General features: G+C 35.4%; 15 protein-coding genes. 11 read left to right on the forward strand and 4 right to left on the reverse strand.

The window, feature by feature from the left end:
* Positions 1-12: 12 nt before the first annotated feature.
* From A8L32_RS20385 to A8L32_RS20400, 4 genes are all read right to left on the reverse strand, one after another.
* A complete protein-coding gene (locus A8L32_RS20385; RefSeq protein ID WP_075591380.1) occupies positions 13-2,493 on the reverse strand; it encodes a DNA translocase FtsK in 2,481 nt (826 codons plus the stop codon).
* A 186-nt stretch (positions 2,494-2,679) separates the two neighbouring features.
* The gene (locus tag A8L32_RS20390) at positions 2,680-3,369 is read right to left on the reverse strand and encodes a hypothetical protein (RefSeq protein ID WP_075591381.1); all 690 of its coding nucleotides are present in this window, start codon (positions 3,367-3,369) and stop codon (positions 2,680-2,682) included.
* Positions 3,370-3,583: 214 nt separating this feature from the next.
* A complete protein-coding gene (gene ctlX / locus A8L32_RS20395; RefSeq protein WP_075591382.1) occupies positions 3,584-4,504 on the reverse strand; it encodes a citrulline utilization hydrolase CtlX in 921 nt (306 codons plus the stop codon).
* A gap of 128 nt (positions 4,505-4,632) precedes the next feature.
* Positions 4,633-6,738 (reverse strand): M3 family metallopeptidase, encoded by a 2,106-nt coding sequence (locus A8L32_RS20400; RefSeq protein WP_075591383.1) that lies wholly within the window; start codon positions 6,736-6,738, stop codon positions 4,633-4,635.
* Between the two features lie 437 nt (positions 6,739-7,175).
* Between A8L32_RS20400 and mce the strand changes: the two genes are divergently transcribed.
* From mce to A8L32_RS20455, 11 genes are all read left to right on the forward strand, one after another.
* The gene (mce, locus tag A8L32_RS20405; RefSeq protein ID WP_233145513.1) at positions 7,176-7,592 is read left to right on the forward strand and encodes a methylmalonyl-CoA epimerase; all 417 of its coding nucleotides are present in this window, start codon (positions 7,176-7,178) and stop codon (positions 7,590-7,592) included.
* Positions 7,593-7,613: 21 nt separating this feature from the next.
* Complete coding sequence (locus tag A8L32_RS20410) at positions 7,614-9,173, forward strand: acyl-CoA carboxylase subunit beta (protein WP_075591384.1); 1,560 nt, start codon at positions 7,614-7,616, stop codon at positions 9,171-9,173.
* Between the two features lie 16 nt (positions 9,174-9,189).
* Positions 9,190-9,573 (forward strand): OadG family protein, encoded by a 384-nt coding sequence (locus A8L32_RS20415; protein ID WP_075591385.1) that lies wholly within the window; start codon positions 9,190-9,192, stop codon positions 9,571-9,573.
* A gap of 181 nt (positions 9,574-9,754) precedes the next feature.
* Positions 9,755-10,180 carry a biotin/lipoyl-containing protein gene (locus A8L32_RS20420; protein ID WP_075591386.1) on the forward strand — a complete coding sequence of 142 codons (426 nt, stop codon included), beginning with the start codon at positions 9,755-9,757 and terminating at the stop codon, positions 10,178-10,180.
* Between the two features lie 2 nt (positions 10,181-10,182).
* The gene (locus A8L32_RS20425; RefSeq protein ID WP_075591387.1) at positions 10,183-11,463 is read left to right on the forward strand and encodes a sodium ion-translocating decarboxylase subunit beta; all 1,281 of its coding nucleotides are present in this window, start codon (positions 10,183-10,185) and stop codon (positions 11,461-11,463) included.
* Between the two features lie 735 nt (positions 11,464-12,198).
* Complete coding sequence (locus A8L32_RS20430; protein ID WP_075591388.1) at positions 12,199-15,426, forward strand: SusC/RagA family TonB-linked outer membrane protein; 3,228 nt, start codon at positions 12,199-12,201, stop codon at positions 15,424-15,426.
* A gap of 13 nt (positions 15,427-15,439) precedes the next feature.
* Positions 15,440-16,921: a SusD/RagB family nutrient-binding outer membrane lipoprotein gene (locus A8L32_RS20435; RefSeq protein ID WP_075591389.1), complete on the forward strand. Its 1,482-nt coding sequence runs from the start codon at positions 15,440-15,442 to the stop codon at positions 16,919-16,921.
* 24 nt (positions 16,922-16,945) lie between these two features.
* Complete coding sequence (locus A8L32_RS20440; protein ID WP_075591390.1) at positions 16,946-17,650, forward strand: BT_2262 family domain-containing protein; 705 nt, start codon at positions 16,946-16,948, stop codon at positions 17,648-17,650.
* Positions 17,651-17,660: 10 nt separating this feature from the next.
* Entirely contained in the window at positions 17,661-18,194 is a 534-nt protein-coding gene (locus A8L32_RS20445; RefSeq protein ID WP_198931824.1) for a lipid-binding protein, read from the forward strand.
* Between the two features lie 291 nt (positions 18,195-18,485).
* Entirely contained in the window at positions 18,486-20,870 is a 2,385-nt protein-coding gene (locus A8L32_RS20450) for a glycoside hydrolase family 31 protein (RefSeq protein WP_083631434.1), read from the forward strand.
* Positions 20,871-20,877: 7 nt separating this feature from the next.
* Positions 20,878-22,725, forward strand: coding sequence for an alpha-amylase family protein (locus A8L32_RS20455; RefSeq protein WP_075591392.1), 1,848 nt, complete (start codon positions 20,878-20,880; stop codon positions 22,723-22,725).
* Positions 22,726-23,301: the final 576 nt, after the last annotated feature.

Consider the following 23,301-nt stretch of genomic DNA (forward strand, 5'->3'; position numbering starts at 1 on the left):
CGATACCAAACTCTACAGGCCTTTTATTATGTGCTCTAACGAAGCTTCGTCTGGTACCAATACTTGTCGAGCTTTGCTACCTTCAAATGGTCCTACAATACCTGCAGCTTCCAGTTGATCGATAATTCTACCGGCTCTGTTGTAACCAATAGAGAACCTGCGCTGAATTAACGATGTAGAACCCGATTGGTTAGCTACCACCACACGTGCAGCTTCTTCAAAGTGAGCGTCTTTATTACTCATATCCACTTCGCCCGCCTCGCTTGTTGAGGTGTCTCCAACGTATTCTGGTAATAACAAGGCGCTTGGATAACCTTTTTGTGAGCCGATAAAATCATTTATTTTTTCAACTTCAGGTGTATCCACAAAGGCGCATTGAACGCGCACTAAGTCGCTTCCTTGCGAGATTAACATATCTCCACGGCCAATTAACTGGTTGGCTCCAGGTGAATCTAAAATTGTTCGGGAGTCAATCATCGAGGCTACTTTAAAGGCTACCCTAGTTGGGAAGTTGGCTTTAATAACACCTGTAATAATATTGGTAGATGGTCGCTGTGTTGCTACAATCATATGAATACCTACGGCACGAGCCAACTGCGCAATACGTGCAATAGGCATTTCAACCTCTTTACCCGCCGTCATAATCAAATCAGCAAATTCATCAATAACCACCACAATGTATGGTAAAAAGCGATGCCCATTTTCAGGGTTAAGTGATCGTTTTACAAACTTATGGTTGTATTCCTTAATGTTACGCGCATGGGCTTTTTTAAGTAAATCATACCTCGAATCCATTTCAATGGTTAACGAGTTTAAAGTATTCACTACTTTTTGCACATCTGTAATGATAGCTTCATCTTCATCATCTGGCAATTTAGCCAGGAAGTGGCGCTCTATTTTACTATAAATATTTAATTCAACCTTTTTAGGATCGACTAAAACAAATTTTAATTGCGATGGATGCTTTTTGTATAACAGTGATGTGATAATAGCATTTAATCCAACCGATTTACCCTGACCTGTGGCACCCGCAACTAACATGTGTGGCGCTTTAGCTAAATCAATCACAAAAGTTTCGTTTGAAATTGTTTTACCTAAAGCGATAGGTAATTCATATTTTGTAGTCTGAAACTTTTTAGCGCCAATAATAGATTTCATCGATACTACTTCTGGCTCACTGTTTGGTACTTCAATACCGATGGTTCCCCTGCCAGGAATAGGCGCAATAATACGAATTCCTAAGGCTGCTAATGATAACGCAATATCATCTTCGAGGTTTTTAATTTTGGAGATTCTAACACCTGGTGCAGGAACAATTTCGTATAATGTAACAGTTGGTCCAACCGTAGCTTTAATACTTTTAATCTCAATTTTATAGTCGATGAGAGTATTTACAATCTTATCTTTATTGGAATTCAGCTCTTCATCAGTAACAGGTTCATTACCCATATGATGATCTTCTAATAAATCAACAGGAGGTAGTTGGTACGAAGATAAATCAAGTGTTGGGTCGTAATCTCCTAAAGGCGTGTTATCTTTTACCTCAAATACTTCATCTTCTTCCACTTTTTCAATCGTAAAGCTATCGTCTTCCGAATTCTCCGATCCTGCATTTTCAGAGATGTCTAATTCTACCTCTGTTTTAGGTAATGTGGTTTCTGTTTCCTCGGTAGGTACTTCTTCCTCTGGAGTAATTTGTTTTACTACAAACTCTTCTTCAGGTGCTGTTTCTTCTGGAATCTCTTGTTTGTTTGCTATAACAACATCCTCAATAGCTTCTTCGTTTTGTAATAAGTCTATATCTTCTGTTTCGGGTTTAGCTTCTTCTGTAACTTTATCCGCGGGTTCTTTTGTGTCATCCGTAGCTTTAAAATAGTTTCTGATAAAAGGAGCAAAACTATCGAACGTAAATGTGACGTAAATGATAAGCGTAAAAAATAGGAATAGAATAATTCCAACATTGCCAATAGCAGCAATCAACCATTTACTCATAAAATATCCCATCTCACCACCTAGTAATATGTAGTGATTGTTAACGATATTCATAAATATATAACCCAATAAAATAGAAAGCCATGCTCCAACAAAGAAACAGTGTAAGATGGTTTTTTTTACTGAAGCCAGCTTAATATTGAAAAGCCTAAAAGCGATGACTACAAAAGCAACAATAATAGCCACAGCAGCAATACCTATACCTGAATTAATAAATAAATCGGCAAAGTATGCTCCTAGTTTACCTGTTCTGTTTTGAACTGTAATTTCGGAGTTACTGATGAATTCGAAAAAGTTAATGTTGAATTTACTACTGTCAGCGCCTCCTGTAAATATAAATGATACGAAGGCAACCAATAGGAATATAGAATATGCTATTAGGAATAGACCAACAAAAAACCGTACTCTAAAATCACTAAGCTTCGATTTAAAGTCGGTTAATAAATTCTGTTTGGATTTTGCCTTTGTTTTTGCTTTAGGACGTTTAGTTTTTACTCCCATTGTAATATTTAGTTTTTACCAGATGCTAGCTTGCCGACAAAATTAATAAATGTAGTTTCTAAATAGTGATATATATCTAATTCTTTTTAAACGTAATTTCTCCTTTCTTATTATTAAGCTGAAATACAGAATTAGTAGACTAAGAAATATATCTAAGATGAATGATGTTATCGGAACTAAAAAGCCTTATTGGAAGTTGTGAATAAGTGTAATAATTAAATCTTCAATTTCAGATTCAGGTACATTTTTTGATTTATTAGGGACTTTAAAAGTAGACTTTGAAGGAATATTGTAGTCAATATCTTTTGCAGTAAAATGAAAACGAACACCATTGTAGTCAACAGAAAATTCTAGTAACAGGCCTGGAACTTCTGAAAAAGGCGTATGTCTATTGGGAATATCAATATTTATAGACTCAGCATAATAGATATCAAAGGTTGGTAAGCCTTTGAAGGTTACTTCTCCTTTTCGGCATGTTAAGCCAGCAATTTCTTTAGTCTCATCTTTAAAGTAGGTAATTTCAGGAGATACCTGATCGTTAAAAAAGAAAAAGTTTGACCTGCAAGCCCCCTTGTACATCAGTTTGTTATCCATAAAGCGAAAGATGGTTGCACAAGAATCATCGATGGCAGGAGAGAAAAAATCCAGAGCAAATACGTTAAAGCTCCCTTTGAGATTGTATCTGACTTTGTTGTCTCTAAAACTTAAAGTCATTTTGTCGGGCATCAAACTGCTTGAAGCAGACTTGCTAACTTCTTCGGGGTAATTAATGGAATATGTGACTACACCAGCACTAGGGAAATCAGACTGGTCTGCCTTAGTTTTACATCCCTGTATTATTACAGAAAGCAGAGCTATATATATAATAAACTTCATTCAGTTACCAGGAATGTAAAGTGTAAATTAATATTAGGTTGTCCTCTGGTTCAAAAGTAAGTATAATAAATGAACCAATTCTTTATTTTAGTATGGAATAAAGAATTGTTTGTCAAAAATACGGCTCTATAACTTTATGTTTTTAACAAATAACATAAAAGCATCCTCATAGTTGACGATGCTTGGTGAAGTGCTTGCTTGTGTAGTAAAACGTTTATTTTTGTGGTAAAAATATTTCTGAAATCATGCATCTGGCACTACCTCCGCCAATGGTTTCAATGGTATCAATAGGTATTGGACAAGGCTCGCAATAAGTATCTAAGGCTAGTTTCTGATAATCACTTAATATATTATAGGCGCTTTGCGACATAACCAATATTTCTTTTTGGTCTTTATTTTTTAAGGATAGCATATTGCCTGCAAAATGATTGACCTGATCTAATGAGATATCAATAATTTCATGGCCTGTAGATTCCAGCGAATTAATTACTAGTTTTTTTTCTTCTTCATCAATAATACTTTCTAAACAGATAACTGAGAATTTTTCGCTAACACACATCATTACATTGGTGTGATATATTTCTTGTCCGTTTTTATCAGTCGATGTAAAGGCAATTGGCTTATATCCGATTTTATTACAGAGTTCATTCAATACATCTTTATCTGTGCGAGGAGATATACATGCATAAGCGAGTTTGTTAATGTGATCGAAAATAATACTTCCCGTACCTTCTAAAAATTTGTGTTGTTTTTCATATTCTGATAGATCTATCAATTCTGAAATTTCAAATTGCTCTTTAATCTGATTTAAAATTTCGGGTCTTTTTTCGGCCTGGCGGTTGGGTGTGGCCATTGGGTATAAAATGGCTTTCCCATTAGCATGGAAAGATCCCCAATTGTTTGGAAATATAGCATCAGGTTTCTTCGGTTCGTCCGTATCCTGAACTACCATAACATTTATGCCTTTTAACTTTAAATGCTCGGCAAAGGCGTCAAACTCTGCTATGACTCTTTGTTTTAAATCATCCTGAGATAATTCTGTTTTGTTTTGAAATGCATTAGAAACAGCTGTTTCTGCATTGAAACCAAAATTTGCAGGTCGAACTAGGAATATGTTCGAGGTAGATTGTATCATTATCGTAAATCAATTAATTATGAATGTAAATTTAGAAACATACTACTTTGCGTAAAATGATAAAACTTAGCAAAAAAAAAGGCTGTTGAAAATTTTCAACAGCCTTGAACCTATAAAATGTATTATTTCTAAATCAAACCTCTATCGTTTAATAGAGCTTTTTCGTCTGGTTCCGCACCTCTAAACTTTTTGTACAGAATCATTGGGTCTTCAGTTCCACCTCTTTCTAGTATGTTTTCTCGGAATTTTTTAGCTGTCTCCTGATCGAAAATGCCATTCTCTCTAAATGCTTGGAAAGCATCAGAATCTAAAATAGCAGACCAGATATAAGCATAATAACCTGCTGAATAACCTCCAGAGAATACGTGGTTAAAATATGTACTTCTGTATCGGGTAACTATTTCTGGGATAAGTCCCATTTTGGCAACAGATTCTTTTTCGAAATCATTAGGATTCATCGTTAGTGCTTCCGTTAAGGTATGGTAATCCATATCCATAATAGCTGCCGCTAGATATTCTGTAGTGATAAAACCTTGGTTAAATTTAGAGCTCTTCTGAATTTTAGCAATTAACTCATCCGATATAACTTCGTCAGTTTTATAATGCTTGCCGTAAACTTTTAAAAGTTCAGGTTGTGCAGCCCAGTGCTCCATAATTTGCGAAGGAAGCTCCACGAAATCTCTTGGTACCGCAGTTCCAGATAATGAGTTGTACTCACATTTAGAAAGTAGTCCGTGTAAAGCGTGGCCAAACTCATGAAATAGAGTAGAAGTTTCGTCAAAGCTTAATAAAGCTGGAGTATCTTCTGTTGGGCTAGTAAAGTTACAAACCATAGTAATGATAGGAGCAATGTGCTTACCATCTTTCACTTCTTGTTTGCGATATGAGCTCATCCAAGCACCACCTCTTTTGCTTTCTCTAGGATGAAAATCCATAAACAGAATTCCTACATGAGTATCGTCTGCTTCTTTTACTTCAAAAGAAATTGCATCAGGATGAGGAGTAGGAAGGTCTGTTCTCTCTTCAAATTTTAATCCGTATAGGTTTGTTGCAGTATATAATATACCATCTACCACGTTGCTTAATTCAAAATATGGACGTATTTCGCTTTCGTCTAAATCATACTTTGCTTTCTTCACTTTTTCAGAATAGTACCACCAATCCCAAGGCTCAAGCGTAAAGTTTCCGCCTTCTGAATCAATTATATTTTGCATATCGGCCACTTCTTGCTTAGCAACTTTTAAAGACTTCTCCATGAGAAACGAAAGTTTGTCATTAACCGTTTCTGGAGTCTTAGCCATATTCTTTTCAAGAATAAAAGATGCATGGTTTTCGTAACCTAAAAGCTTAGCTCTTTGAACGCGCAAAGAGGCAATCTTTTTAATGTTCTCCTTATTGTCGTATTCGTTATTGTTGTCGCCTCTATTAATGTATGCTTTAAATAATTTTTCTCTTAAAGCTCTATTGGTTGAGTATTGTAAAAATGGAGTAATGCTTGGGCGATGTGTAGTGAAAACCCATTTACCTTCTTGGTCATGATCTTTAGCTGCTTTCGCTGCTGCGTCAATTTGTCCTTTTGTTAAACCATCTAAATCTTCTTTTTTATCAACAACCATTATGTAGTCGTTGGTTTCGTTTAGTACATTATCGCCAAACTGAAGTGTTAACAAGGATAATTGCTCATTTATATTTCTGAATTCATCCTTTGACTCTGCAGGAAGATTAGCACCGCCTCTTGTAAAAGCTTGGTAAGTTTTTTCAAGTAACATGGCTTTTTCACCGGAAAGATTCAGTTCACCCTTTTGCTCGTATACCGATTTAATTTTAGCAAATAAAGCTTCATTTAAATATATATCATCACTAAGTTTAGATAACATTGGAGCTACTTCTTTAGCGATAGCTTTTAACGAATCGTTGGTGTTAGCGCCTGTGAGGTTATAAAAAACACTACTTACCTTGTCTAGTAACGGACCGCTATATTCGAGTGCTTCAATGGTGTTTTCAAAACTAGCAGCATCTTTGTTTGCTACAATAACACTTATATTATTTTGCTGTTCTGCAATAGCTGCGTTAAAAGCCGGTAAAAAGTGCGAAGGTTTTATTTCGTTAAAAGGTGCAATTTGGAATGGTGTGGTATACTCATTCAGTAATGGGTTGTCATTCATTGCTTTTTCTGTTTTACATCCGATAATGAGAAGGCACATCATCGAAACCAAAATAGTGAGTTTTTGCATAATGGATAAATTATTAATTGGTTTGATGCAAAAATACTTATTACACTACTAAATAATAATGACTAAATTCATGATTGATAATTTATCGCATTATGATTGTTTCTGATGGAATTAAAATTGATGCATATAATTACGAATTGTTAGCGGTGTTGTGTCTGTGGTTATGATTTGGAAGTTATGGTGCTTTGGATCGAAAACTTCTTTGTAAAATTCGAAATCTATTTCCTTAAATAAAGAAATAATTCTGTAATTGTTTATAGCACAATACTTTCTCTATTTATATGAAAACGTTAATTTATTGATTGCTAACCTGTCACACGTATATATTTATGTTGTAAAACAATCATCTTTTTTGCATTAAATGATGGTTGAGGTCATTTAAAGTCTTATTTTTGTGCTCGATTCTGAAATAAGTAATAATTCAAAAAAATAAGATAATGAGTATGAAACCATCGCACATTGAGCACATTGGTATTGCAGTTAAAAGTTTAGATGACGCTATTCCATTTTATGAAAAAGCTTTTGGATTAGAATGTTATGCTGTTGAAGAGGTTCAAGAGCAAAAGGTAAAAACAGCTTTTTTTAAGGTTGGACAAACCAAAATTGAGTTGTTAGAGTCAACTGATCCTGAAGGTCCTGTTGGAAAATTTATTGAGAAAAAAGGAGAAGGCGTACATCACCTTGCTTTTGCTGTTGAGAATTTAGCAGAAAAATTAGTTTCTATTCAAGAAGCTGGTGTAAAAGTAATTGACAAAACTCCTCGTCAAGGTGCTGAAGGATTAAATATTGGTTTCTTACATCCAAAATCAACTTTTGGTGTATTAACAGAGTTGTGCGAAGATCCTGCTAAGTAAAAATTTGAAATATATTATTAGATGTCAAGTCAAGATAAAATTAAAAAGCTTATTGACCTTAGAAATGAGGCTAAGTTAGGTGGCGGTCAAAAAAGAATTGATGGTCAGCATGCAAAAGGAAAACTAACTGCTCGTGAGCGTATTGAAGCGCTTTTAGATGAGGGTAGTTTTGAAGAGTTTGATATGTTTGTTACCCACCGTTGTGTAAACTTCGGAATGGAGAAGAAGAAATTCATGGGTGACGGAGTAGTAACTGGTCACGGTACTATCGATGGCCGTGTTGTTTATATATTCTCAAAGGACTTTACGGTTTTAGGAGGTTCATTGTCAGAAACAATGGCTGGAAAAATTTGTAAAGTAATGGATATGGCAATGAAAGCTGGTGCTCCAATGATCGGAATTAACGATTCTGGTGGTGCTCGTATCCAAGAGGGGGTAACTGCTCTAGCGGGTTATGCTGAAATTTTCCAACGTAACATTGAGGCTTCAGGAGTAATTCCGCAAATTTCTGCGATTTTTGGTCCTTGTGCTGGTGGAGATGTATATTCTCCTGCGCTTACTGACTTTATTATGATGACTGAGGAGAACTCTTATATGTTCGTAACTGGTCCTAAAGTTGTAAAAACGGTAACAGGTGAAGATATTTCTGTTGCAGATTTAGGTGGAGCTCACGTTCATGCATCTAAATCAGGTGTAGCACATTTCGAGTTGGAGAATGAACAGGAAGGGTTATTGTTGATCAGAAAACTTCTTTCTTATATGCCTCAAAATAATCTTGAGGAAGCTCCGATATTAGAAACTAGTGATCCTATTGATCGTTTAGACGACGTTTTAAATACAATCATTCCAGATAACCCTAACATGCCATACGACATGAAAGAGGTTATTCATACGTTAGCGGATGATGCTGAGTTTTTAGAAGTACACAGAAATTATGCTAAAAATATTTTAGTAGGATTTTGTCGTATGGGCGGACAATCTGTAGGTGTTGTAGCTAACCAGCCAAGTTTCCTTGCGGGAGTTCTTGATTGTGATGCTTCGCGTAAAGCAGCTCGTTTTGTACGTTTTTGTGATGCCTTTAATATTCCAATCCTTACTTTAGTTGACGTTCCTGGTTTCTTACCTGGTAGTGGACAGGAGTATGCTGGTATTATTACTCATGGTGCAAAATTAATGTTTGCGTATGGTGAAGCTACAGTTCCTAAAATTACGGTAACACTTCGTAAGTCATACGGTGGTGCGCATGATGTAATGAGCTGTAAGCAACTTAAAGGTGACCTTAACTATGCATGGCCTTCAGCTGAGATTGCTGTTATGGGTGCTAAAGGTGCTATTGAGGTTCTTGAAGGACGTGCTATGTCAGCAATCGAGGATCCAGAAGAGAAAAAGAAGTATGCAGCAGACAAAGAAGCTGAGTATACTGAGAAATTCTCTAATCCATACAATGCAGCAGCGCATGGTTATATCGATGATGTAATTGAGCCACGAAATACTCGTTTCCGCGTAATTAGAGGATTACAGGTTCTTCAGACTAAAAAGGTGAGTATGCCTCCTAAGAAGCACGGAAATATTCCATTGTAATAAATAACTAATAGATATGACTTTACTAAGTGTTGAATCAAGTACTTGGACCATAACTATTTTAGGTTGGGCAATTGTTTTTGTTGCCCTGCTTTTTTTAGTAGGTATATTTCTAACGATTCCAAAGATTATACGTTGGGCATCTAATAGAAAAGTAAGAGTCGTTGAAAACGGGCAAGAGGTTGTTAAGGATATTAATGACATTTCAGGAGAAACCAATGCGGTAATTGCTACCGCATTGCACCTGTTTTTAAACGAGAATCACGATGACGAAAGTAATGTAATTACCATTAAACAGGTACAAAGACGTTACTCTCCCTGGAGTTCAAAATTATATGGAATGACTAATTATGGTTTTCCGCATAATGTTTCAAAACAAAACCGTTATAGCCGTAGATAATTCCCCTTTTCTACACACGACTATCTGTTTTTAGTTTTCATGTTTGTTAAGTATAACATAACCATATTAACGTACATGATTTTAGTAACATCTGGTAAGGTTAATGTAACAAATAAGCTCAATTAAAAAGGTGTTTATTTGTTATATCAGCTACAGATGAAATAAACATAAAATTAGACAAATGAAAAAGTTTGATTTTTCCGTAGCAGGAAATAAATATAACGTTGAAGTTAAAGACTTCGAAGATTCGGTTGCGACTGTATCGGTAAATGGTACTATCTACGAAGTAGAGGTGCATCAAGATAAAAAAGCGGTTTCTAAAACTCCAAAGTTGGTACGTAAAGCAGTTACGCCACAACCAGGAGAAGGAGCTGTGCCGCAAAAAGCAACAGGTGCTGGAGCTGTTAAAGCACCGCTTCCAGGTAATATCTTTAAAATTGAGGTAGCTGTTGGTGATACTGTTGTAAAAGGCGATGTTCTTCTTGTAATGGAGGCCATGAAAATGGAGAATAATGTATTAGCTGAAAAAGGTGGGGTAGTAAAATCAATTAAAGTTGGTTTGGGTGACGCAGTGCTTCAAAACGACATATTAATTGAATTTGAATAGCCATGAAAAAGCACATAACTACATTTATTACATTAACCTTTTTGCTTTGCTTACAAGTTGTTTTTGGTACAGATATTATGGCTGCACCAGAAGCGGTTGGAGCAATGGATGGTTTAACTACTCTTTGGAACTTTACTGGCTTTGCTAATATCGATTATTTTAATCTGATAATGATCTCGGTTGGTTTGTTCTTTATCTTCCTTGCGGTTAAATATGATTACGAACCTTTGTTATTAATACCTATAGGAACTGGTATTATTTTAGGTAATATACCTGGAGCGGAAGCTTATGGTGTATATGCTAAGGATTATTTAACTTCATTAGTTGCTAGTGGGCAATTGGATGCTGGCCAAGCTACTCCTTCTGTCTTGGAATACCTATATTTCGGTGTACAGCAAGGTATTTACCCTCCTTTAATTTTCTTAGGTATTGGTGCGATGACTGATTTTTCTTCGCTGATATCTAATCCTAAATTAATGATTCTAGGAGCGGCTGCTCAAATTGGAATTTTCGCTACTTTTCTTGGTGCTTCGGCTTTAGGCTTTACGCCTCAGGAAGCAGGAGCAATTGGTATTATTGGTGGAGCTGATGGTCCTACGGCTATCTTCTTATCATCGAAGTTAGCGCCACACTTGATGGGAGCTATTGCAATTGCAGCTTATTCATATATGGCTTTGGTTCCAGTAATCCAGCCGCCTATTATGCGTTTGATTATTCCTAAAAAAGAGCGTGCTATCAAAATGAAACCACCAAGAGCGGTTTCGAAAACGGAGAAAATAATGTTTCCGTTGATAGCGTTGTTGCTAACTACGTTTATATCACCGTCAGCCTTACCTCTTTTGGGTATGTTGTTCTTTGGTAATTTATTAAAAGAATCGGGAGTAACAGAGCGTTTAGCTGATACTGCTAGGAATTCGTTAATTAATATTATAACTATTCTTTTAGGAATTACGGTTGGAGCTTCTACACAAGCTAGTGTATTTTTAACTACTGATTCGTTAAAAATATTCGGACTGGGAGCTTTATCATTTATTGTAGCAACTGCTGGAGGTTTGTTATTTGCTCGTTTCTTAAATGTATTCTTGCATAAGAATAATAAGATTAATCCTTTAATTGGTGCTGCTGGGGTGTCTGCGGTGCCAGATTCAGCTAGAGTTGTTCAGCAGGAAGGGTTAAAAACGGATCCGAATAATCACCTACTAATGCATGCTATGGCACCTAATGTTTCTGGTGTTATTGGGTCTGCGGTTGCGGCAGGTATTATGCTTAGCTTCTTATTGTAATAAAATAAACATTAAAGATAATAATATAAAGGATCGTCATTTTGGCGATCCTTTTTTTTGCTAGAATCGCATTTACATAAATTAACATTTAAAAATATATTTTTGCATATTGTAAATATATTTTTAAATTTGTTAGGGTTTAACTAAAAAGAAAAATGTAATAGAATAAATAGGATATAGAATATATTGTGTTTGTTTTATGGTTAGCCCCCATTTTTCACCAAGCCATTCTCTTTTTTATGCGTTTTCGCAGGCTGCACTATGTGTTTGTTCAAGTCGTTTGGATAATATATGTTTTTTAATTACGTTTGCAGTGTTGATTTTTGAACAGATAGAACGAAAGTTTTATTACTTGAAAGATCATAAGTCTAATAAGTATTTCTGTTAGCATCTATAATCTAACCATACATTAACTTTTAAACTGTAAGTAAAATATTAATTTTAATTTTATATTTGCAGTCTATTTACAAACTGTAAGTGTTCCCCCACTTTTGTAGATAGATTAACTCACATAAATGAATTATACAATAACAAAAACCTTTAATCGTATGGAAGTCAAAAAAACAATCCAACAAGTTTTATAGTTGAAGAAATTATTCTTCAGATTTTATTAGATGCCCAAAGTGCGTCTAATTATTGATTCGTTATGCACGATCGGTATTGATGTATCGTGACTCTCAGTATTGAATTATCTTTTTTTTAAATACACATTTATTAATTTAAACCTTTTGTTTTATGCGGAAATTAGCATTATTTCTGTCATTAGTTCTATGTATAGGACTACAGACTTTGAATGCCCAAACAAAGGCTATTTCAGGTAAAGTTGTCGACGATCTTGGCGAGGCAATCCCTGGAGTATCTATTGTTGTTAAGGGTACAACAACTGGGACTATTTCTCGTCCTGATGGTACTTATCAGCTTAATGTACCAGAAGATGCCACTGCTATTGTCTTTACGTTTGTAGGAATGCAAATGCAAGAAATAGCTTACACTGGTCAATCAACTATAAATGCAACAATGGTATCTGATACAGAAGATATTGATGAAGTTGTTGTAACAGCTATGGGTATTAAACGTTCTGAAAAATCTTTAGGTTATTCAGCTACGAAAGTGTCTAGCGATGAATTAATTAAGGCTAGGGAGACCAACGTGACTCGAGCATTAGCAGGAAAAGTTGCAGGAGTACAAGTTCAAACTACATCTTCTGATCCAGGTGCTGCTTCATCTGTAATTATTCGTGGTTTTGGTTCAATTAATGGAAGTAATCAGCCTTTATATGTAGTTGATGGTGTGCCTTTACAAAACAATACAATCGAAACATCTGGGCATGCTATTAGTGCAGGGGGTATTGGTAATATTGCTTCCAACGATATCGAATCTATGACGGTATTAAAAGGAGCAGCTGCAACTGCATTATATGGTAGTCGTGCCTCTAATGGTGTTATTGTTATTACTACAAAAAGTGGAACGAAGCAAGGTGATAAAAACTTCTCTATACAATATAATGGAGGTATGCAGTTTCGTCAGGTTTCTCTTTTTCCAGAATGGCAGAATGATTTTGGTCAAGGTTGGAATGGAAAACAAACGTACATAGAGAATGGTTCTTGGGGACCTAAATTAGATGGATCGACACAGGTTTATGGGCCACAATGGAACAAGCAGCAGTTGATTCATGAGTATGACGTTAAAGAAGACAACGTAAAAGAGTTTTTTGATATTGGTATATCATCAAATCATAACATCTCTATTAGTGGAGCATCTAAAGATGAAGATATGACTTATTATTTGTCATTTTCAAACACAGATGATGATGGTATTATGCCATCAGATGCAGATTCATATAAAAGAAATACATTAGCATTTAGATCTACTTTCGACGCTACGGACTGGTTTAAAATTTCATCTTCTGTGAATGTGGCAAATTCAGAAACAGATGTAGTAGGTTCTTTCCAGGGTACTTCGGTTGTAGATGGATTATATGAAATGCCTCGTGATGTTTCAATTCTTGATATGAGAGATTTAAGTAGTGCTTTTAATACACCAGAAGCTTATTTTACTCCTTACGGTATTACCAATCCTTATTGGTCTTTGGCTAATAATTATAATCATTTAGATTCGAAGCAGTTGTATGGTAAATTACAACTAGATATAAAGCCAATTAAAGAGTTAACATTGACATATCGATTTGGTTTTGATTATACAGACTATGATAGAAAAGTGGGTACGCCTAGAATTAATAATGATGATGCTTTAATTGATGAAGATTATGGTTATGGGCCAAAAAATATGAATCAAGATGGTTCAGTTTATGCTGCTTACAGACGTTCATATGAGTTGAATCATGACTTCTTAGCTAATTTTGATAAAAGGTTTAATGATATAACCTTTAGTGCTAATTTTGGAGTTAATGTAAATGAGAGAAGTGCTACATCGATGGCGGGACAGACTGATGTTTTAACATTTGAAACTGGCTTTTGGGATTTAAGTAATGGAGCTACTAGAAGTGTTTTGACAGAAAGTCAAGTTACTAGAAGGATGATTGGCGTTTTTGGTGATGCTACAGTGGGTTATAAAGATATGTTATTCTTAAACGTAACAGCTCGTAATGATTATTCGTCAACGCTTCCAGCGGATAAAAATAGCTATTTCTACCCAGGTGCAACATTGAGTTGGTTGTTTAGCGAAATGATGCCAAGTAACAACATTCTTTCGTTTGGTAAACTTCGTTTAGCGTACGGTAGAACAGGTAATGATGCTACACCTTATTTAACTACTACTAATTATGTACAAGGGTATGCAAATGGTTACTATGGAAGAGATATTGCACAGTTTCCAATGAATAGTGCAAATTCATTTATCTTAGGTGATACCGCAGGAAGTAATTCATTAAGACCAGAAATGACGTCAGAGGCTGAAGTTGGATTAAATTTACAATTTCTAAATAACCGTATTGGTATTGATATGGCTTATTATGATAGAAAAACAGAGGATCAAATCTTTACTTTACCAGTTGACCCTTCTACAGGTTATAGCTTTATGGTTACAAACTTTGGAGAAGTTCAAAATCGTGGTATTGAGGTTCTGTTAAATACTACACCAATTAAAACAAATAACTTTCGATGGGATTTAGATTTTAACTTTGCAAAAAATAAAAACAAAGTTTTAACTATGCCTGAAAGCTTAGATGGAGGAAAAGTTACTATTTATAATTTTGCAGCTGGTAATGATGCAGTATATATGTATGCAGAAGAAGGTAAAGAAATGGGAACGTATTATACTTATCTTCCTCAGTATGTTACAGATGAAAGTAGTGAGCATTACGGAAAAGCAATTGTAGACAGTAATGGACAACCTGTTCTAGGAGATGAGGTTGAAGATACTGGAAAAACAATGAATCATGATTGGAGTGGAGGTATTAATACAACTTTTTCTGCTTATGGTTTCTCATTAAGTGCGGCATTAGATATAAGATATGGTGGTTATATGTTTTCGAGAACTAAAAACTTAATGCAATTTACTGGTAATGGAATTATTACTACATACAATGATAGAAAACCATTTGTAGTACCTAACTCAGTACAAGCAACTACCGTTGGAGAAACTGTTACTTATAGTGAAAATTCTACTGCGCTTAGACAGACGGATGGAAGTATGCAAGATTATTATAATGATTATGGATATGGAGATGGTGGTTTAGCTTATCTTAACGATAGAACATATGTTAAATTGCGTAATATTACTTTATCTTACTCCTTACCTCAGAAATGGGTAAAGGAAGCCTACCTAAGTAATGTATCTTTATCAGCTTTCGTGAATAATCCATTTGTTTGGACAGCATCAGATAACTATTATGTAGATCCAGAATCAAGTACAACGGGTACTGACTTACAAGGTGCTTTTGGAGAATTATATTCTAATCCTTCAAGTCGAGTATATGGATTTAACCTAAGTATAACATATTAAAATAATGAGATTTATGAAAAGAATATTATTCTTATTAGCAATTATACTAGGTATCACCTCATGTGACGATTACCTAGATATAAATACAGATCCTAATTCACCTTCAGGTGATGTTGTTTCTTCGGATATGATATTTCCTGGAGTAGAAATGAATTTAGCGAGTAGTTACGGTAACTTTTTGCGTATCGTTGGGGGGTATTATGGGCAACATTACGCACATAACTTCGGAACTAGCAACTATATGGATTATTCGGAGTTTAAAATGTCTCCTACAAGATCTAGTGGTACATATACGCAACTTTATACGCGTGTTATAAATAACTTAAATACTATTATCAAGAACTCTGAAAGTAAAGAAGAGTGGGGCACATATTTAGCTGCTACTACTTTAAGAGTTTTTACATTTCAAACAATAGTTGATGCTTATGGAGAAGCACCTTTCAGTGAAAGCGGTAATCCAGATATAGTAAGCCCAAATTATGATGAAGGTTCAGCTATTTATGATGCTATACTTGCAGAATTAAATGTTGCTTTAGCTAATGCAGCTACTACAGATGTTGTTTGTACTAACTTTCTATTTGGATCAACCTCGGCAGAGGAATGGATTTCTTTTGCGAATGCTTTAAAATTGAAATTACTAATGCGTGTTAGTAATGTAAGGAATGTACAGTCGGAACTTGCATCTTTAATTGCGGAAGGTAACTTTCCGACAGAAGATGTTACTTGGGACGATTGTTGGACGGATGAAACTGGAAAAGCAAGTCCATTTTATCAGGAAGAATATGCCAATTACTTTGGTTCTACGCAAATTAATGTAGTAGCAAATATAGCTTATATGCAGACTCTTCTGGATAGTAATGATGGTCGTGTTTCAGAATTTTTTGAAACTAATGAGTCGGGGCAATATAAAGGTGGTGTTTCTGGTACAAACTTTAGTACATCCTCGCAGTATAAGTCTCCTTATTTCTGTCGTCCAGTATTTGCCTACGATATGCCAGTTGCGTTAATATCTGTATCGGAAACGGAATTTTTCTTAGCAGAATATCATGCTAGATATGGTACATCCGCTGATGCACAGATGCATTACGAAGAGGCTATTAAGGCATCTTTTATGTCTGTAGGAGCAACAGGTGCTGAAGATATTTATACAAATCAATATCCTTGGGATATCGCTAAGTATGAAGAGTTGATTGGTATTCAAAAATGGATTGCGTTAGGCGGATCAAATAATTTCGAATCTTGGTGTGAAATGCGTCGCCTTGGGTATCCAATGTTTGGTTCAGTTAGTGGAGAAGATATTTACAATGTTGCAAACGATGATTATAAACCTGAACTTTATGTTTCTGGTACTTTATATTCGCCAATAAATGTAAATACCGACCTAGGTGCGAATAAAGTGTTGCAACGACTTAAATATGCTGAGAGTTCGTCTAATAGAAATAGTAATGCTCCAGCAAACAAGAAAGATGATGTACCAGTGTTTTGGGCTGAATAATAGTAATCCTCTAAATTAGAAAACATGAAAAACAAAATATTATTATTTGCTTTAGTTGCTATCATCGTAGGGTTTACTTCTTGTGATGACGAAACTACGGCTAATATGACAAGAATCACCTATTATCCTACATTAGAGTTGGAAGGTGAAACATCAATGATTATTGACAAAGGTGAACCATATGAAGAACCTGGATATTCGTCATTTTTAAATGGTGAAGATATAACTGATGAAGTAATTGTAACTTCTGACGTAAATACCGATGAGGCAGGGATTTATAGCGTTAAGTATGAAGTTGTAAATCCAGAAGGGTTTAAGGTAACAAAGACGAGAATTATTTACGTTGCTGACCCAACTCCATCGCCGATTGAAACTGGATTACACGATGTATTGGTTGGAACGCATAGGATTAACCAAAATAGTGGTGCTAAAACTGATTATGATGGTTATCAAATATTATTCCTTCAAACAGAACCTGGAGTATATTATGTTTCTGACTTTTTAGGTGGATATTATGACCAAAGGGCTGGTTATGGAGCTAATTATGCAATGACTGGATATTTTAGACTTGAAGCAGATAATACTTTAACTCTAATTAGTAGTTATCTTGAAGGTTGGGGTGATTCTTTAGATGGTATGAAAAATGCTTCTTTTAATCCTACGACTGGGCAAATTGTGTGGTCTGTTGACTATGCAGGATTCTTAGAGTTTAATGTTATTTTAAATTAATAAAGCTGATATGAATATGAAAAATATTTCATTAAAGATATTAACGCTATTCTTCGGTTGTTTTTTATTTATTTCTTGTGAGAAAGATGAGATAGGAAATACTGCTACTGAAGCAATGGCAGGAGAATGGTATGTAAAAGTTGATGCTATTGATGCAGATGGTGGGGTTGTTTATGATGATCCGTTTGGCAATGGTCATTTTCACTTGGATATGTATAATACATCAAATAATGATGATAACCAAATGTGGATTGATGAGAATAAAAACTTTCAATTACATTTTAAATCAAAAATAAATGTTGATTTAAGTTCTATGACTTTTAGCGTTGATGCTGGAGCTAATGAATATGAAGATAACACGATTACTCTTACGGAAGGTAAACTTCTAAAAGGGGCTGCAACAACTCCAGGTGGAGCTGTTGCTGATAGTATTGTGTTTCTTATTTCAATTAGTGATGATACATTTCCTGCAGATTATGGATATGATAAATATAGAATTGCAGGTTTTCGATATACTGGGTTAACCTCTGATGAGGATCATTAATAAGGTATATTAAACCCCATAACAACTAGGCTGTGGTGGGACACATAGATTAAAGGTTTAGTTGTGTGAGTGGAGGGCAGATTCGTTAGAATCTGCCCTTTTTTCGTTTTAAATTTTATATTTAGATAGTATTAAAGTTATTAATATGCATAAATATGCTCTATATTTTATGTTGTAGTATGTTTTGTAATTGCTTAAAAATGTGAGCTATGTAATATATATTGTTTATATATTTTGCATTGTGTATTGATTTCATCGAACTTGCATGTAGTAATTGTAAAAATTAACTGTATGCTACAAAGAATATTTATGGGAGGTGTTTTTATCTCCTTACTAATCCTAACCAGTTGTCAATGCAAAACCGAAGGTCGGTTTGTAAAAGACGCGGAACTAATTAATCAAGCACTTCATCTTACAACGAATGATGCAAAGGTTATCCTTACTCCAAAGAGTGATTATTCCATAGAAGTAGAATATCAATTACTAGGAATTACTAATCCAGATTCCTATGCCTTGTTACAACAGATCGACGTGGTACCTACTGAGTTTGAAGAAAGCAAAAATGAAATTCTTTACTCAACAAAAGGACTTAGCGTAAAGATTCAAAAATGTCCATTAAAAATTAGTTATTACAAGCACAATAAACTCTTATTCGAAGAAGAACAAGGGTTTGTATATAACGATTCTATTAAAGGTTTCAGAATGCAGCTTGATTCTACCGAATTACTTATGGGAGGAGGAGAACGTGTGTTAGGGATGAACCGTAGAGGACAAAAGCTTCGCTTGTACAATCAGGCAAGTTATGGTTATGGTACTAAGGCCGAGCTCATGTATTATTCACTTCCAATAGTTATCTCATCTAATAAATATATGTTGTTATTTGACAATACGGCGGATGGATATTTAGATTTAGGTAAGACCGAAGAGGATATCTTACAATTTGAAACCGTTGGAGGAAGGATGAGTTATGTGGTAACTGCTTCTGATAATTGGCAAGGGCTAACGGATAATTATACTGCTATTACTGGCTATCAGCCTATGCCTCCTCGTTGGGCTCTTGGAAATATAAGTTCCCGGATGGGCTACCGTTCTCAAAAGCAAGTAGAAGATGTGGTTAGTTTATACCAGAAAGAAGATTTTCCTTTGGACGGTATGGTCTTGGATTTATATTGGTTTGGTCCCGATTTACAAGGTCATATGGGCAATTTAGAGTGGGATAAAAATGCTTTTCCTGAACCAGAAAAGATGATGGCCAATATAAAAGATAAAGGGGTTAAAACAGTTTTAATAACTGAGCCATTTATTCTAAAGAATAGTGGCAAGTATAAGGAATGTGCCACGCAAAATCTACTTGGAACTGATTCTATTGGAAATCCTTATATCTATGATTTCTACTTTGGAACCACCGCTTTACTAGATATTTTTAAACCTGAAACCAAAAGTTGGTTTTGGGATGTTTATAAAAAGCATTCGTTAAGTGGTGTTGATGGATGGTGGGGTGATTTGGGAGAACCTGAGGTGCATCCAGATGAATTACAACATGTAAATGGAGCAGCCAATTTGGTACATAATGCATATGGTCATGAATGGGCTAGAACGGTATTTGAGGGATATGAGCAAGATTTTAATGATAAACGTCCTGTTATACTCATGCGTGCAGGTTATGCAGGATCACAACGTTATGGCCTAATTCCATGGTCGGGTGATGTAGCTCGTTCCTGGGAAGGACTGCAACCTCAAGTGGAGATTTCCTTACAGATGGGGATGCAAGGATTGGCTTATATGCATTCCGATTTAGGAGGTTTTGCTGGAGATTATAAGGATGCAGAGCTTTACACTCGTTGGTTGCAATATGGCGTTTTTCAACCTGTATACAGAACGCATGCTCAAGAGGATGTTCCTCCAGAGCCTATTTTTTGGGATAAACAGACCAAAGATATTACGCGGAGATATATTAAATTGAGATATGCTTTAACGCCTTATTTATACACTTTAAGTTATTTTAATAGTACGCAAGGTACACCTTTAATGCGTCCTCTTTTTTATGTGGATGATAACCCTGAGTTATTAGAGGAAAGAAATTCATATCTATGGGGAGAAAACTTTTTGGTAGCTCCAGTAACTGAGAAAAGTGCTACAGAATGGTCGGTTAACTTTCCTGCGGGAAGTAATTGGTATAACTATTTTACAGGAGAGAAAATTTCTGGAGGACAAGTAAAAAGTGTTCCTGTTGATATATATAATATTCCTGTATTTGTTAAAGGAGGCTCTTTTATTCCAATGGTTCCTGAGTTTAATAATATGGAGGAATATAATACTGAGGAGCTGTTTGTGCATTATTACCACGATAAAACAGTCACTTCTTCGCAAAGTATGATGTACGAAGATGATGGTGAAACCAATAATTCATGGAAGAATAATCAATTTGAGAAACTTCACTTTTCTTCGCTTAATAGTAGTGATGCGTTAAGTATTATTATTAAAAGAGATGGATATGATTATTCAGGTAAGCCAGCATCAAGAGAAATTACTTTGGTAATTCATCAGTTCGAAGATGAGCCAGAATTGGTATCTATCAATAATAAGGAAATCTCATTTAATTGGAATTCAGACAAACAAGAGTTAACAGCAACTTTCACTATGAAAACTAATGCATTAAAAATTGACATTAAATAATAGCGTTATGAAGAAAATAATTTATCTCATTTTTATGCTTGCTGCACTTTTTTCATGCAAGCAATCCGCGACTAAAAAGGAACAAACCGCCGAGAAAGAAGGTAAGGTTGTAGTTTATCAAGTTTTTACCCGACTATTTGGAAACACAAACACCAATAATAAACCATGGGGAACTATTGAAGAAAATGGTGTTGGTAAATTCAACGACTTTACCGATAAAGCACTATCTGAGATAAAAGACCTTGGCGTAACGCATGTTTGGTACACAGGAGTTCCTCATCATGCCACATGTACAGATTATACGGCGTTTGGAATAACTAACGATGATCCAGATGTGGTAAAGGGAAGAGCAGGTTCGCCGTATGCGGTAAAAGATTATTATCAAGTTGATCCGGATATGGCTGTTGATCCGAACAAGAGAATGGAGGAATTTGAGGACTTAGTTGAGCGAACACATCAGCATAATATGAAAGTGATCATAGATATCGTGCCGAATCATGTGGCCCGTTATTACAAGGGATTGAATAATCCTGAGGGAATTGTTGATTTTGGAGCGAATGATGATACTACGCTTGAGTATGCTAAAAACAACAATTTTTATTATATCCAAGATGGCTCTTTTAAGGTGCCTGAACCATTGGATAACTATAAGCCTTTGGGTGGTGCAGACCATCCCCTTATTGATGGAGAATTCGAAGAAGTTCCTGCTAAATGGACAGGCAATGGTTCTCGTTTAGCGCAGCCCAGTCATTACGATTGGTACGAAACAGTAAAGGTGAATTATGGCGTTAAACCAGATGGAAGCTTCGATTTTGATATTTTACCTAGCAACTATGATATCAAAGATTATAAGGAGCATTTTGCTTTTTGGCAAGGAAAAAATATCCCAGATTCTTGGAATAAGTTCAGAGATATTGCCCTGTTCTGGTTAGATAAAGGAGTAGATGGTTTTAGATTTGACATGGCTGAAATGGTGCCCGTAGAATTTTGGAGTTATTTAAATTCATCTATCAAGATGAAAAATGCAGAAGCATTTCTTTTAGCCGAGGTATATCAGCCAGCGCTTTATAGAGATTATATTCATAAGGGTAAAATGGATTATTTATATGATAAAGTTGATTTGTATGATACCATCAAACATGTGATGCAAGGGCATGGTTCTACCGATAATATTGCACCTATACAGCATAAATATGCCGATATTGAACATCATCTATTACACTTTCTAGAAAATCATGACGAGCAAAGAATTGCTTCGCCTGAGTTTGCAGGTGATGCAAAGAAAGGAATGCCAGCTATGGTGGTTTCGGCTACCTTAAGTACTTCTCCTACTATGATTTATTTTGGTCAGGAAGTAGGTGAGCCTGGAGCTGAAAAAGCTGGATTTGGAGCGCCAACGCGTACATCAATTTTCGATTATATAGGAGTGCCTCATCATCAGCGCTGGATGAATGACGGTAAGTTTGATGGCGGACAATCAACAGGAGATGAGAAGCAACTTCGAGCATATTATCGAACTTTATTGAATTTTACGATAAATAATGAAGCAATGCTTGGTGAATATGCCGACATACATGCCTTCAATAGAGAAAATACACCAGGTTATACAAACAAAGTGTATTCGTTTGTACGATGGAGTGAAAATGAGAGAGTACTTGTTATTTCCAATTTTAGTGATGCCGAGAGTTATTCGTTTAATTTAAAAGTGCCAGCAGATATTGCAGGTAAAATGTTGTTAAGTGATAAAGAATATACAATGACGGACGAATTTACCGGCGCTTCTCTAAAACTGAATGTTCATGATGGTGTAAATATTGATATTGCCCCACTACAATCGTATATATTATCTTTTTAAAATATAAGAGCTTGGTTTTGAAGAGTGTTTTTCGAAAAGTCATTTCTTAATACAAGCTTTTTTGTCTATCAAAACAACTACCAAAAAAAATCCGTTACAGCTGTAGCGGATTTTTTCGTGAATGCCTTGTTATTGTGCATGAGAATAATGCAGATATTTACACTCCTGATTAATCGATGTCTTTCCAAGCCTTGCATAAGAAAGGTTCGATGCTTCAAAACTTAAACGTCGCAAATGCTTCATAGTTTATTCGCAACTATAATGTGATAATTCTGCGAACCTTTTGCGAACAGCTTGCGAAGAAATGCGAAGCCGCCCCGAAGCTTTTGCGAAGCGGTCCTGAAGAAAGTAACCGAAAATGTGAAAAAACGGACATTGTCGGGATCATTTTTGCCTAAAACGAGGAAAATTGGAATCATTTTTCGATTTAACTGCTCAAATTGGAATTATTAGCATATTTCATCCTAAAGCAAAGCAACATAAAGATTTCTGCAACTCCCTAATGGTCAGTATATCAATGTTATATCAAATTAGACAGGATTAGCATGATAAACCAGGATTTCTTTTTCCTGTAAA

The sequence above is a fragment of the Labilibacter marinus genome (genome assembly GCF_001659685.2).
GTDB classification, from domain to species: Bacteria; Bacteroidota; Bacteroidia; order Bacteroidales; family Marinilabiliaceae; genus Saccharicrinis; species Saccharicrinis marinus.